At 62.7% G+C, this 14230-nt stretch carries 11 protein-coding genes; 2 read left to right on the top strand and 9 right to left on the bottom strand.

Going from position 1 to position 14230, the window contains the following annotated elements; all coding sequences use genetic code 11:
* Nucleotides 1–103: 103 nt before the first annotated feature.
* Nucleotides 104–1663 carry a FadD3 family acyl-CoA ligase gene (locus AC1RRJ_RS05075; protein WP_493120626.1) on the bottom strand — a complete coding sequence of 520 codons (1560 nt, stop codon included), beginning with the start codon at nt 1661–1663 and terminating at the stop codon, nt 104–106.
* A 223-nt stretch (nt 1664–1886) separates the two neighbouring features.
* Between AC1RRJ_RS05075 and AC1RRJ_RS05070 the strand changes: the two genes are divergently transcribed.
* Nucleotides 1887–3029 (top strand): helix-turn-helix transcriptional regulator, encoded by a 1143-nt coding sequence (locus AC1RRJ_RS05070; protein ID WP_493120625.1) that lies wholly within the window; start codon nt 1887–1889, stop codon nt 3027–3029.
* Between the two features lie 123 nt (nt 3030–3152).
* On the top strand, nt 3153–3866 hold the full coding sequence (locus AC1RRJ_RS05065) for an EthD domain-containing protein (RefSeq protein ID WP_493120624.1): 714 nt from the start codon (nt 3153–3155) through the stop codon (nt 3864–3866).
* A 10-nt stretch (nt 3867–3876) separates the two neighbouring features.
* On the opposite strand, the gene AC1RRJ_RS05060 is transcribed toward AC1RRJ_RS05065, so the two are convergent.
* The 8 genes from AC1RRJ_RS05060 to AC1RRJ_RS05025 form a co-directional block, all read right to left on the bottom strand.
* Nucleotides 3877–5220, bottom strand: a complete 1344-nt coding sequence (locus AC1RRJ_RS05060) for an MFS transporter (RefSeq protein ID WP_493120623.1) — start codon at nt 5218–5220, stop codon at nt 3877–3879.
* Complete coding sequence (locus AC1RRJ_RS05055) at nt 5214–6083, bottom strand: SDR family NAD(P)-dependent oxidoreductase (protein ID WP_493120622.1); 870 nt, start codon at nt 6081–6083, stop codon at nt 5214–5216. The genes AC1RRJ_RS05060 and AC1RRJ_RS05055 overlap by 7 nt, the downstream gene beginning before the upstream one ends.
* Complete coding sequence (locus AC1RRJ_RS05050; RefSeq protein ID WP_493120621.1) at nt 6083–6883, bottom strand: acetoacetate decarboxylase family protein; 801 nt, start codon at nt 6881–6883, stop codon at nt 6083–6085. Before AC1RRJ_RS05050 ends, AC1RRJ_RS05055 begins: the two co-directional genes overlap by 1 nt.
* 70 nt (nt 6884–6953) lie before the next feature.
* The gene (locus AC1RRJ_RS05045; RefSeq protein WP_493120620.1) at nt 6954–7964 is read right to left on the bottom strand and encodes a Rieske 2Fe-2S domain-containing protein; all 1011 of its coding nucleotides are present in this window, start codon (nt 7962–7964) and stop codon (nt 6954–6956) included.
* Between the two features lie 139 nt (nt 7965–8103).
* Complete coding sequence (locus AC1RRJ_RS05040) at nt 8104–9009, bottom strand: LysR family transcriptional regulator (RefSeq protein WP_493120619.1); 906 nt, start codon at nt 9007–9009, stop codon at nt 8104–8106.
* A 136-nt stretch (nt 9010–9145) separates the two neighbouring features.
* Complete coding sequence (locus AC1RRJ_RS05035; protein WP_493120618.1) at nt 9146–10339, bottom strand: amidohydrolase family protein; 1194 nt, start codon at nt 10337–10339, stop codon at nt 9146–9148.
* Nucleotides 10340–10445: 106 nt separating this feature from the next.
* Nucleotides 10446–11696 carry an MFS transporter gene (locus AC1RRJ_RS05030; protein WP_493120617.1) on the bottom strand — a complete coding sequence of 417 codons (1251 nt, stop codon included), beginning with the start codon at nt 11694–11696 and terminating at the stop codon, nt 10446–10448.
* A gap of 16 nt (nt 11697–11712) precedes the next feature.
* Nucleotides 11713–14016, bottom strand: a complete 2304-nt coding sequence (locus tag AC1RRJ_RS05025; protein ID WP_493120616.1) for a TonB-dependent receptor — start codon at nt 14014–14016, stop codon at nt 11713–11715.
* Nucleotides 14017–14230 lie beyond the last annotated feature (214 nt).

The following is a 14230-nucleotide window of genomic DNA, read 5'->3' as shown; positions in this document are numbered from 1 at the left end:
TCGACGGGCTTCGTCATCAAGCGGGGCCCCGGACCAAGTCCGGGGTGACGATCAAAAAGAACGGCCGCAATCGGTCGTTAGCGGTCCCACTCAGGTCAGACGCCTACGCCCCCGCATCGCGCAGCAGGAATTTCTGCACCTTGCCCGCCGCATTCATCGGCAGCGCGTCGAGGATAACCACCTGCCGCGGAACCTTGTAATTCGCCATATTCTCGCGACACCAGGCGATGATCTCCTCAGAGCTAGCGCTCGCACTCGGGCGCAGGACGACATAGGCTCTGGGCACTTCGCCCAGACGTTCGTCGGGTACGCCGATGACCGCCGATTGCATCACCGCCGGATTGGCCGCGAGCAGCCCTTCGATTTCGGCGGGATAGGCGTTGAAACCGCCGACGATGAAAATGTCCTTGGCGCGGTCGGTGATCTTCACATTGCCGCGCACGTCCTGCACCGCAACGTCGCCGGTGCGCAGCCAGCCTTCGCCATCGATCGCCGCCGCGGTCGCCGCCGGATCGTTGAAATAACCGCGCATCACATTGGGTCCGCGCACGAGCAACTCTCCCGCCTCGCCCGGCGTAACCATTTCGCCCGCCTCATCGATCAGCTTGACCTCGATCCCGGCGAGCGGGCGGCCCGCGGTGTTCGCGATCGTCACGGCGTCGTCATCGGCGCCGCACATCGTCACGACCCCGCAGGTTTCGGTAAGGCCATAGGCGGTGAGCACGACATCGATGCCGAGCTTGCCGCGCATCTCCTCGATCAGCGTGACGGGCACCGATGCCGCGCCGGTGATCGAGACGCGCAGCGACGAAATGTCGAACTTCTCATGCGGACCGGCGAGCAGGCTTTGAAAGATGGTCGGCGGCCCGGGAAGCAGCGTCACCCTCTCACGCTCGATCCGCTCAAGAACCTTGTCGGTCTGGAACACCGCATGGGGCAGAACGGTCACGCCGCGCATCAGCGCGACCAGCCAGCCCGCCTTGTACCCGAAGCTGTGGAAAAACGGGTTGATGATCAGGAAATTGTCACCAGGTCCATAGGTCAGCGTCTCGCCATAGGCGTGATAGAGCCGGACATTCTGGCCATGCGTCGTCACCGCGCCCTTGGGGTTGCCCGTGGTGCCCGAGGTGAAAAGGATGTCGCAAACCTGATCCTCGCCCAGCGCATTCATCCGCGCATCGACCACGGCATCCGAAAGCGCCGCGCCGCGATCGAGGAAGTTCTGCCACGACAGCCCGCCTTTATCGCCCTCCATCAGCACAATATCGCGCAGATCAGGCAGATCCTCGCCCTCAAGCAATTGCGGATAAGCGGTGCCAAGAAAATCGGCGACGGTGAGCAGCAGCTTCGCCCCGCTGGTGCGCAGGATATAGCCCGCCTCGCGCCCCTTCAGCCGTGTGTTGAGCGGCACGATCGCGGCGCCCGCCGCCTGCGCGCCGATGGTAGCGATAATCCAGCTGACCGCATTGGGCGCCCAGATCGCGATCCGGTCCCCTTCGGCGACGCCCGCCGAGATGAAGCCCTTGGCAGCGGCACGCACCAGCGGTTCGATATCGCGGTAGCGAACCTCAGTCCCGTCCTCGCCGCAGATCGCGACGGCATCGCCATGCGCGCGCGCCGCGGCGAAGATTTTATGCGGTATCGTGAACTTCACCTCGGCCACGGCAGATCGTCTCCTGCGCCGGACATCGATGGACACGTTATCCATCCGCCCGGTCGATTGTGCCTTGCTGCGTGACGCGCGAGTGCGGCCGCGACAACCCCCATTCAGGGGGAGCCGATTTGCCATCGCGCTTGCCGTTCGCGGCCCGACATATCATTGCCGGACCCGATACCAATCCCCATAGATAATTGGCGGTTGGGCGCGAACAGGAAGCGGAGTCGGAATGCGGATCGAAAAGCCTTTGGCCGAAGTCGATGAACTGGTGACCCTCCTCTATCGGGGGCCGCTGGAAGCGACGCCGTGGCTGGGCTTTCTCGAGGCGCTGAGCCGGCGGATGCGCTGCACCAGTGCCGCCATCACCTTACGTCTCAGCCGGCAGGGGACGCCGCCATTGATCATCTGGGGACCGCCGCTGGTGATCGACGAGCGCAAGGCGCGCGGTATCCATGCGATCCACGCCGAGATCGGCGATCTCGACCCGCTGCGCAACGCGCTGACCAAAGCCGGCGACATCTTCCGGCTGAGCGAGTTGATTTCGCCCGAAGACCTTCGCGAAAACCGCTTCTATCGCGAGATATTACAGCCCTATGGCATCGAGCATCAGCTGGGCATGTATATATCCGAACCCGGTGGGTGGGAGGGCAATGTCGGCCTGACCAACGGTCCGGACGAAGAGGATTTCACCGACGACGATAAACAGGTTCTGTTCGCACTACGTCCGCACCTCGAACAATCGCTCGCGCTCTTCTCGCGCATGCGCCGCGACGAGACCGAACTTCAGGTGATGGTCGACACGCTCGACCGGCTCACGCTCTGCACCTTCATCCTCGACGGCGAGGGTCATATCCTGCGCACCAACAGCGCGGGCCGCGCGCTGATCAAATCGAGCGACGCGCTCCGCGCCGCCGACAATCGGCTAGCGCTGGCGAGCAAGACCGCCAACACGCAGCTCCAGAAACTCATCGGGCAGGCCGTCTCGGCGCGGCGCGATGGCGGCAGCTTCGCCGAAGGCTTGCGCGTCGAAGCGGACAGCGACCGGCATCTGGGCGTGCTCGTGCGAACGATCGAGACGCCGTCGCGCTATGGCAATGAGGCTGGCCCTGCCGCGGTGGTCTATGTCTCCGGACTCGACAATAATCAGCCGCTCGAAAGGCTGGTCAGCCAGATCTTCGACCTCACCCCGTCCGAGGCGCATCTGGCCGCGTTGCTCGCGACGGGGCTCAGCCTGGCCGAAGCCGCCACAAAGCTGGAGCTGACCGAGAATACGGTGCGCAGCTATTGCAAGACCATCCTCAGCAAGACCGGGGTCAGCCGGCAGGCCGATCTCGTCCGCCTCATCCTGCGCAGCGTCGCGGTTCTCGGCTGACGCACGCTCGAAAGCGTTGCGCGGGGCGCCCCATATCTAGTCCAATTGAGCCATGCGCGGTCAGGGCCGAACGATAGGGTCGATGCAGCACCCGTCCATCCGACGCGGCGTGAGGGAGAGAGCATGGAAAAGGTCATCTACGCTTTGTGGAAAGACAGCGCAGAGGAAAATGGGCGCTTCAACGCGCGGCTGCTTGGCGATATCGCGTCGCGGCTCAGCGATACGGCGCATGCGGTGCGTATCAATGTTCAGGACGACAGCGTCGCGAACGGCAGTTCGCCGCGCCTGATCTCAACCCGCCCTCAGATGGACGCCGTGATCCAGCTCTGGCTGCCGAGCGCGAATGAACCCAAACGCGCCGCCACCGATGCGATCATCGCCGACGCCGCGCCGCGCCATGCCGCGTGGCTTGTGAGTGAATCGACCATAATCGACAACATACTGCACCCGCCCTCGCCCGGAGTGCGGACAGAAGGCTTTTCCCAGATCGTATTTCTGGGCTTGCCGCCGCGGCTGAGCCGGGAAGGCTGGCGCGATATCTGGCAGCGCCAGCATTCGGCGGTCGCAGCCGATACGCAAAGCAACTTCGAATATGTCCAGAATCTGGTCGTGCGACCGCTGAGCTATGGCGCACCCGCCTATGTCGCGATGGTCGAGGAATGTTTCCCGGCCGCCGCGCTGACCGACGAAGCGGTCTATTTCGACGCGGTGGGGGATGCCGCACGGCTGGCTGAAAATCAGCGGCTGATGATGGAAAGCTGCGCGCGCTTCATCGATTTCGACCGGATCGACTGCATCCCGACCAGCCAGTTCGATATTCGGCCGTTCGCGCCCTGACCCAACGCGATCACCCTTCGATCGCGCGGCGATAGTGCGGCAGGGCGACGAGAAGCAGGCCGATGATCAACGGCAGCACGACCGCCCCGGCGATCGCGATCGAATAGCCGAGCGCCGCCTGATCGCCGAAACCGAAATCGGTGATCGCGGCGATGACGCTGGCGCCCAGCCCCATCCCCACCAGATTGACGAACAGCAAGGATATGGCGGTGACCTGCCCGCGTAACTGGTTGGGCGTCACATCCTGAATCGCGGTCAGCATCACCCCTTGCGACGCCTGTCCGATGAGCGTCCCGATCGCCATCATGACCAACGACCAAAAGGCCGTCGGCATCAGCGGCGCGATGACCAGCGGCACCCCCTTCAACAAGGTCGCGATCAGCACGACGCGCATATTGGCATCGGCCCGCCCGCTCTGCATCAGCCGCCCCGCAAACCAGCCGCCCGCCAAAGTGCCGGTGGTGCCGCAGACCAGCATGACCATCCCGTAGGACATCCCCACTTCGGCCGGGCTCATGCCGTAACTGCGGATCAGGAAGGTCGGAAACCAGAGTGCCGTCCCGATCGCCAAAAGGGCAATCAGGGCGAGCGAACCGATCAGCGAGCCGAAAAGCGCCCAGCGTTCGGAAATATAGTCAAAGCCTTCGCGCAGACTGCTTTGCGCCGACAGGTTCGCGGCCAGCTCCTGCCGGGCGGGCTCACGGATCGTCATCATCAGCGCGGCGACGAGTATTCCGGGCGCCGCGACGCACAGGAACACCATCTGCCATGGTTCGAAACTGCCGAGCCACGGCAGAGTAGCGCCACCGGTTTTGGTGAAGCGCGCGAGCAGCCAGCCCCCGATCAAAAGCGCCAGCCCGCCGCCGATCGGATAGCCGATCGCATAAAAGCTGATCGCCAACGCCCGTCGTCGGCGCTCGAAATAATCGCTGATCAGCGAATAGGCGGTCGGGCTGAGCGTGGCTTCGCCCACCCCCACACCGACGCGGGCAAGGAACAGCCCGATGAAGCTGCTGGTAAAGCCGCAGGCGGCGGTCATCACCGACCAGAAAATGACCCCCCAGACGATCAGCGTCGCGCGCCTTTTGGTGCGATCGACGAACCGGCCGATCGGCAGTGCGGCGATGCTGTAGAGCAGCGAAAAGGCGAAGCCCTGAAGCAGGCTGATCTCGAAATCGCTGAGCCGCAGGTCGCGCTGGATCGGTTCGACCATCAGCGTCAGCACACGCGCATCGATCGCGCTGAAGCAATAGCCGACGAACAGGATCGCGACGACCATCCAGCGGTAGAAGCCGCCCTTGGTCGCTGCGCCCTCCGGCACCCCTTGCCCTTCGGCCGCCGCGACGGTTACCATGCCGACGGCGGGTCCCGCCGCGCCAATATCTGCTCGGTTCGCGCGGCGATCAGCACGTCATTCTCCTCACTTGCGGGCAACAACCAGAAGCGTCCCGCCCTTATGCCGTCAAGTGCGAAGGCGGATACCTCCGCAGGCTCGGTCAGCTTGAGCTTGAGCCCGGTCGTCCGTACCAGATCTTCCATCGTGCGATAGGCGACCTTGGTCTGCGCTTCATTCTCGACATAATCCGCCGGGCGGACCTCACCCGATGCCATGATCGCCGTGTTGACCGTGTGCGGCCCGGGGAAGAGCGTGGCGGCGCGCAGCTTGCCGCCTTCGCGCAGCAATTGCTGGTGGAGCACTTCAGAGATGCTGGTCACAGCCGCCTTGGTCGCGGCATAGATGGGGGTGTTGGGAAGCGAGCGCAGCCCGCCGTTGGTCGAGCTGGTGTTGACGACCACGCCCTCCTGCCCCGCCTCGAGCATCCGCGGCACGAAAGCCGCAATGCCGTGGATGACGCCGAGCACATTGACGTCGATGCCCCAGCGCCAGTCACTGAGCGGAAGCGTCCACAGCTTGCGCTGCGCCTCGCCCAGCCCGACCCCGGCATTGTTGAACAGGATATGCACCGTCTCGAAGTGGTCAAAGACCTGATCCGCCAGCGCTCGCACCGACGCTTCCTTGGTCACGTCGCAGGCGATAGCAAGCACCTGCCCCGAACCCAGCGCATCGATCTCTCCGCGCACGGCTTCGAGCCGCGCCGGATCGATGTCCGCAATCACCACATGCGCCCCGGCGCGGGCGAGGTCGGCGCACAAACATTTGCCAACCCCGCTCGCCCCACCGGTAACGACGGCCACCCGGCCGGAAAAATCGTCCATCAGGCGGCCTTCCGCTTGCTGACGTCGAAGCCGACATTGCGCGGATCGTCGTTCCGCCCGACCCAGTGCGGCGCGATCCATTCGCCCGGCACCGTGCACAGCAGCGTGCCGCCGGTCGCGGTCCCGCCCTCGACATATTGCATGTCGGTGATGCGGCGAACGGGGATATCGGCAAGCGGATCAAAGGCCGAATCGCGCAAGGTGATCGTCCCCGTCATCGCGCGCCGGGCGGCGTAATTGCGTTCCCAGTTGAGGCGGGTGAGGAAGACGTCGCCGTCGAACTGGCCCGGCTGATCGATCGACGGCATGCCCTTGTAGCAGAACAGATGCTCTTCGAATTTCAGCGGCGCATCAATCGCTTCGCCGATCGTACCTTCGATTTCGAAATAGGCGATGCCGTGGCGCGAGCAGGTCGCACGCAGATGGTCGCCATTGCGTTCGAAATGCGTCTCGGCGATCTTTTTCGGTTCGCCGAAACGTTCGCGGCCCGAGGTGACGACGGACTCACCCTCCATCGCCATGTGAAAGCAATAGGCCCCCGGCGCGTCTTCATGGGTGCAGCTGACCCCGACGGTCAGCGCGCCGATTTCGATCGTCTCGGTTTCAGTCACATGCATCGCCACATGGACCATCTGCAGCCAGATTTCGGGCTTTGCGGTCGCGACCAGCGGCTGCGGCAGCAGCGCCGCGATGATTTCAGGATCGGTCTCATATGTCGCGCGAATCCCGTAGACGGTGTTGCGCAGCATGCCTGGCGCACGGGTTTCAACGGGACCCTGAACATAACGCAATTTGGACATCGCAATTCTCCCTATGGCGCCCGCAGGCGCAGATGTTTGGCAGTGAGGATTTTCCGCGTGCGCGGAGGGTTTATTCGGCCGCCTCGACGAGGCGGCTTCCGTCGGGCCCATCGATATAAAATTGCTCGAAATAGCGGCGGAAACGCAGGATCGGACCGTCGCCATCGCACAGATACGGCCGGGCGCGGTGGATCTTGTTGTGCCAGATCGGAATATCGCCCTCGACGCCCTTTTGTCCGCAGGTACTCTCGATTGCCGCCTCGATCGCCTTTTCTTCGGGCGAGCCCGGCGCGACCTTCGGGTGGGTGAAGCAGAAGCGCAGTTCGACGTCGTCGGCTTCGACCGGGGTGGCGATGACCAGAAGCGACAGCTCGACGAGCCCGCTCAGCCGCGTGAACTTCTGCCCCGCCCCGTTCTGGAGCGTGTCGACCGAATAGGGCAATTGCTTGCGCTCGCCCGACGGCAGATCGATGGTGCGATGCCCCCGCGCAACACTGTGCCGCTGCACGCCATCATACTCGGTCTCACCTTCCGGGACCGCATCCATCGAATGGACATAAGCGAAATGCGCGACGTCGACTCCATTTTCCGCAATTTCCTGAGGATTGCTGGCGAAACGCCATTCGCGCTTGATCGGCTCGGCCCATTCGGGATTGGTGAATTCCGGATAATCGATGACGTCGAACGTCGGCGCGATTTCGTCGGGATGATACCAGGCCCAGATGACGCCGCTCTTTTCGACCACCGGATAGGATTGGGCGAGCGCCTCGCGCTTTGCCCGCGGCGGAAAAGCCTTGGCGTAGGGAATGCTGCTGCAAAAGCCGTTGGGCCGGAACGCCCAGTGATGAAAGGGGCAGCGAATGCTGTCGCCCTCGACCGTTCCACCATGCCCCAGATGCGCACCAAGATGCGGACAATAGGCGTCGAGAAGGCCAGCCTCCCCCTGCTCATTGCGGAACAGGACCAGGTCACGGCTGAAGTAGCGGACCGACCGGACATCGCCGATCGCGAGATCCGCGCCATAGCCTATTCCGAACCAGCCATGGGGAATGGGCATCGGAAAGCGATCGACTTTAGACAAGGTCAGTCTCCCAGTTCACGCCATCTTTGAGCGATGGCCTTTGTCCGGGAAGTGTATCGTCTGTTCGCCAAGAGGTAAGATCAAAATCGCGCACAGTTTGTGCCTGCTCGCGAACAATCTCCGGATTCAGACGTGACTCCTAGTAGCGCGCGACGAGCGACGCGGCCATCGAGGGACGGATTTTCGTCCGCCCCGTCTTGCGCACCAGATAATCGATGAACGCACGCGTCGCGACCGACATGATGCCCGGCGAATAAACGACCCAGCACTCGCGGTCATAGAAGGACCATTCCTCCTCCAGCGCGACCATCCGTCCTTCGGCCAGATCCTGACGGACGACCATGACCGGCAGGCTGGCGATGCCCAGCCCCTTTCGCGCCGCGCTGCGCAGGGCGATGCCGCTGTTGCTGGCCCATTTGGGCTGAACCCGGATACAGACATCGCCGTTGAAATTGATCGATCCGCTGCGGTCGGTCAGGCAATCATGTTCCAGCAGGTCTTCAGGCGCTTTCGGCCAGCCGTGCGCCGCGACATAGGCCGGCGTCGCGCACAGACAATAGGCCAGATAGCCAAAGGTGCGTGCGCGCAAATTCGAGTTCGGCAACGCGCCATAGCGGATGACGATGTCGAAGCTTTCCTGAACAATCTCATTCTCGTTCAGATAGGCAATCGGTTCGATCATGATCCCGGGATGCTCGGCGCTGAACTCGGCCAGCAAACCCGACATATAATCCGAACCGAAGATATCGCTGAGCCCGATGCGCAGCCGGCCCACGGGATGGGTGCTATAGAGGCCGACCTGTTTTTCGACTTCGCTCAATCGTTGCTGGAGCTGGGCGCATTCGCGGTGGAAGCTTTCGCCCGCGCCGGTCAGCGACAGGCGGCGGGTGGTGCGGACGAGCAGCTGGACGCCCAGTCGCTCTTCCAGTTCGTGCACGGTCTTGCTGATATAGGATTTCGAAAGGCCGAGCCGATCACCCGCGGCCGTGAAGCTGCCCTGATCAACAACCGCCAGAAATTCCTCAATCCCGCGCCAGCTCGACATCAATCCACCCTAAAGGACAGGATGCTATCAGCGCATTGCCCGAATGCAATCGCCTATAGCGGCAGAAGCCCCCTCCTTGAAAGAAGGGGGCTTCCAGAATGCGCCAATCCAGATCGGAGGGACGCCAGTCGTGACCTTATTCGGCCGCCTGCTTGACGAACAATTCGCGGCGCGGACCGATTTCACCGGCAATTTTCCACAGCGCATCGGCATCGACATCATAAACGTCGAGCGCATTGATACCGAGCATCGCCTGAATATCATCGTCGGGCAATCCGCCGAGGCTGGCCGACATTTTCTCGAAAGTGTGCGGCCAGGTCCCTTCGGGATGCGGGTAGTCGGTACCCCACAGGATGCGATCGACGCCAATGTCATAATAGGCCTGCGTCGTTTCCTCATCGGGCAGCGCCGAACAGCCGACCCACACATTGCGCTGGAAATACTCGCTCGGCTTCATGCTCATATTGGCATAATAATCGCCGAGTTTCCCGCTCGTATGCTTGGCCGAAGCGCGAACATCCATCAGCTGCGTGACCCAGGGGAACCAGAATTCGCCGCCCGCTTCGGTGAAGCAGACCTTCAGCTTCGGATATTCTTCGAAAACGCCGCCGAAGGTCATCGCCCACAGCGGCCGCGTCATCCAGAATGCATATTCGCACAGGAAGGTGCCGATCCAGCCGGGCTGCGTCGTGTCATAGGCGGGCGCGGCGCCTGAGTGGAAATGAAGCGGCATGTTCATTTCTTCGAGCATCGCCCAGATGCGATGATATTTGGTGTGGTTATAAAGATCGAACCCGTCGGTCAGCGCGGGGAAGAACACCCCCTTCAGGCCGTGGCGCTTCGCCCATTCAATCTCTTTCGCGGTCTCGTCGATGTCATAGAGCGCCGGAATGACAGCCAACCCGATGCGGCGGTGCGGGTCGTCCTGACAGAATTCGGCCAGCCAGCGATTGTGCGCGCGCGCACCGGCCCATTGCAGTTCGGCCCGTGCTGCCGAAGGGCGGAGGCCAATGTCCGCACCAAAGGGCGGCGCATTGCGTTCGGTGATCCCGTCGGGAAACAGGACTTCGGCCGCGACGCCGTCGCCATCGAGCACGCGGTTGCGGATCGTGCCGTCCCACGCGCCCTCCAGCCCGTCGCCGACACGCGAGCGCCACTTGTTGTTGAAGTCGTCGATCAGGAAGCGCTTTTCATGCTCTTCGCGCGCCTTGATCTCCAGCTCGACCGTCTCGTCAAACTGCTGATGATATTTCGATTCCAGATAGCCGCGATATTTTTCGGGGGGCAGACCGACATGACCGTCCGACGAAATGACAAGATAACGATCCACACTCTCTCTCCAGTTTTTGTTTCTGTGCACGGGCGAATTGGCCGTGCAGCCATGGTCAGACATTATGCTCTTCATCCGCCGGATAAAGCGGGTCGGAGCGAACGATCTATCGCTCGCTGTGGACAATATGCCGGGCCAGCACGGGCAGCAGATGGCTCAACAGCAAGGCGCCCCCGATCACTGCGGCGATCGCAAACGGCGCAGGGCGCCACCATTGATAGGCGGCGGACGCGAGGACGGGTGGCAGGGTGATCGATGCGCCGGCGATGAAGGTGATCGCAGAGGCGATCGCGACCTGATCCTCGGTCGATCCCGCGAGCGACGCCGCCGCGCTGAACCCCGGGCGCGCCAAGCCATAGCCGAAGCTCGCAAGGACAAAGCCCAGCGCGGCGGCGTGTACGCTGCCATGGGATAGGGCCAGGAGATTGCCGGCAAAGGCAAAACCGGTGCCGATCCGCATCATCGAGAGCGGCGACGGAGAAAACAGCCGGACGAAGCCCCATTGACCGAGCAGCGCGGCCATCGCGGCGGCGGTCATGGCGATGCCGATCATCCGCTGCGCCGCCATCGGATCGTCGGCCATGCGGTCGATGATCACGAAGCCAATGGTGTAAAGGTTGATCGCCTGCGCCGAACAGAGCAGCAACCCGAAGCTCAGATAAGAACCGATCCCCTTGCGCCGCCAGACCCGCGTGAGCGAGATGTTCGGCGCGCCGCCAGGCACCGGTGCTGTCCCTGACGAGGACCGCGGAAGAAAGAGAAAGGCCCCGGCCAAAGCGATAACGCCAAATATCGCAAAGCCCAGCATCGGCCCGAGCGGCCCCAGCGGATCGACGATCATCATGGGCGCGATCGCAGGCCCGACGATGGTGCCAAGGCTGAGCGCTCCGGCCAGCGTCGTGATCGCCCGCGTCCGGGCCGCGCCGGCCGTCTGCGCCGCGATCAGCGCCTGCGTCGCGGTGGCCGCCGCCGAACCGAGGAGGCCATAGGTCGACCGCAAGATCGAAAAGAGCAGGAAGGCCGCGAAGGGCGTAAGCAGCCCAAGCAGGCCGAGCTCGACCGACAGCGCACAGCCGCCCATCGACACCACAAAGCCGACGAGACCCGCGCGAATATAAGGGTTCGGCCCCTTGCGCTCGATCCGCGACACCCAAAAGGGCGCGCTGATCGCCCAAGTCAACGCCGACAGCGAGAAGATGCCCGCGACCAGAAAATCGGGGATGTGCAACAACCGGCCGATCGTCGGCATCACCGACACCAGCCCGATGTTGCCGATCGCGGTGAGGAAGGTCACTGCCCCCAGAAAGGGCAGGACCCACCGCGACCCGGTGCGCGGCGGGTCCAATATCACGGACATCTCGGCTTCGCCGCGATCAGAAGCGGATACGAACTTCGCCGCCGAAACTGCGCGGATCACCATATTGGCCGAGCGTGAGGACCCCGAGGTTGATCGCGCTGACCAGATATTCCTTGTCGGTCAGATTCTTGCCCCATGCCGCGACTTCGAGCGTCGTGCCGCCGCCAAGTTCGATCCGGGTGAGCGCGATGCGTCCGTCGAGCAGGCCATAGGATGGCATTTTGGACAGCGGATCGGGCGTGATCGAAGAGAATTGGCTGCTGCGCCAGCTGTAGTTCAGGCTCGCTTCCAATCGCCCGACACCGACCTCCTGACGATAAAGGGCCCCGATCTGATAATTCCATTTGGGCACACGCGAGAGGACATAGGTTTTGGTGACGTCGGTGCCGTCGGGCAGGATGAAATCGGTGTAGCGCGCATCGACATAGCCACCGCCGAAATTGAAGCTCAGCCCTTCAACGGGGCGCAGCGTTCCCTCGACCTCGACGCCGGTGAACTTCGCCTTGCCTGCGTTGATGATGTTGGTGGTCACCAGCGCGGGGACGAGCACACCAGCCTGAAAATCCTTGTAGATCGAGTGATAGACCGAGGCATTCAGATTGAGCAAATTGCCGAAGCCGCCATATTTCATACCCAGTTCGAACGACGTCAGCTTTTCCGGATTATAGGAGGTCATGAAGGCCGCGTTCGTCGCAGCGGTATCGTTGATGCCCCCGCTCTTGAAGCCCGTCGCCACGCGTCCGTAAACCGAGAAATCGGGCTGGAATTTGTACAGAATGTTGAATTCGGGATTGAACCGCTTCCACACCCCCGAATTTTCGAGCGGGGTGAGGTCGGTATAGCCGATCCCGCCAGCTCCCGGCCGCGCGCCGGCCGCGGGCTGTCCACTACGGGTGACCGGATTGCCGTTGGCGTCGCGCAGGAACACGCCCGAACCGGGCGCCGCCGGATTGGTGCGATAGGCCGAATTGGACAGCAGAAGTTCGTAAGCATTCTTGGACTCGCGCGTATAGCGAAGCCCGACCGATGCCGTCAGCCTCTCGTCGAGCGCCTGCGGCGTCCACGCAAGCTGGCCATAGCCGGCATAGGATTTCGAATGGCCGCCGCGCTCGCTGATATCGAAGGCGTTGCCGCCGAACTGGAAGTTCCAGCGCGGATTGTACACGTCATAGTCGTCGTCGAGATAGAAGGCACCGAGCGTATATTTGAAGTCGCCGACGGTCCCGATCGCTTGAAATTCCTGCGTGAACTGCTTGTAATTATTGTCGAGAATGATGCGCAGCAGGTCGAGCGGACTGCCGTCGAAATCGCTCGCCGACCGGGTCATCGCGGTTCGCCGCGCGGTGATCGACTTGAGCGTGAGGTCACCGATACCCGGCTGCCATTCAAGCGTCAGCGCATGCCCGTTGGTGCGATAATCGCTGCGGAGCGCGCTTTGCGCCCCGATTTCACGCGTCCGACCGGTGACGACATAGGGCGCCATCAGGGCGTTGACGAAAGCGGTCGCCCCCGAGCCCGTGACCGCGGTGGCGGCGAGCTGGTTCGGTGTGCCCTTGCTGTCCGAAATATCATAGCTGTAGAGCGCGCTGAAGCTGTCCGACGGACGCCACAACAGGTCGGCGCGCGCCGCCCACAACTCCTCCTCGCCGAAATTATCCTTGCGCAAGTTGTTACGGAAATAACCGCCGTCGAGCTTGGTGATCAGGCCCACCTTGGCGCTAAACCCAGCCACTTCGGGCAGATCGACCGAAATCCGCTGGTTGAACTGCCCAAAGCTCCCGGCGCCCGCCAGAAATTGGCCGCCGAATTCGCCGCTCGGCTTGCGGGTGATCAGGTTGACCGCGCCGCCGATCGTGTTCTTGCCGTACAAAGTACCCTGCGGCCCGCGCAACACTTCGACCCGCTCGAGATCGACGGTGTCGAAGGCAGCCCCGGTCGATTTCCCGATCGGCACGCCGTCGATGTAAAGGCCGACCGGCTGGTCACGGGCAAGGCTGGTATCGGCCGATGGCGACAGGCCGCGAATGGTGATGAGCGGTCCGAAGCTGTTACCGATCGTTTCGTTGATCTGGATGTTGGGAACGATGGTCGCGATATCGGATACGGTCCGGACCTGCGCCCGGTCGATCGCCGCGCTACTGACCGCCGAAACCGAAATCGGCACATCGACCAGCCGCTCTTCACGGCGCTGCGCGGTGACGACGATCTCCCCTTCGCTGAGTGCCGTCCCCTTGTCATCCGCCTCCTGCGCGAATGCCATCGACGAGTTCAACGCAGTCGTGACCATGACCGCCGCAAACGCGGCTTTCCGAAATGCCATAATTTCTCCCTTCCCATCACGGCCAGTTTCGACCGCCACTCTCGGGCTTCTTGATGCGTGGCCCGATAACTGTCCTTGAGGATAACCAACAAGCCACGACGGTAAAGCGCACGCTCGTGGCCACACTGTTCACTCCCGTGGCGAATAGCATTTTGACCACGCGGCAGCGCTCACACGTCAGCGATGGACGATTGGCCCTGAAAAACAGGAAGCA

The organism is Sphingopyxis sp. GW821-FHT12C06, assembly GCF_058807415.1.
The sequence above is the reverse complement of the archived record's forward strand: the minus strand, read 5'-3'. Positions and strand labels throughout refer to the sequence as shown.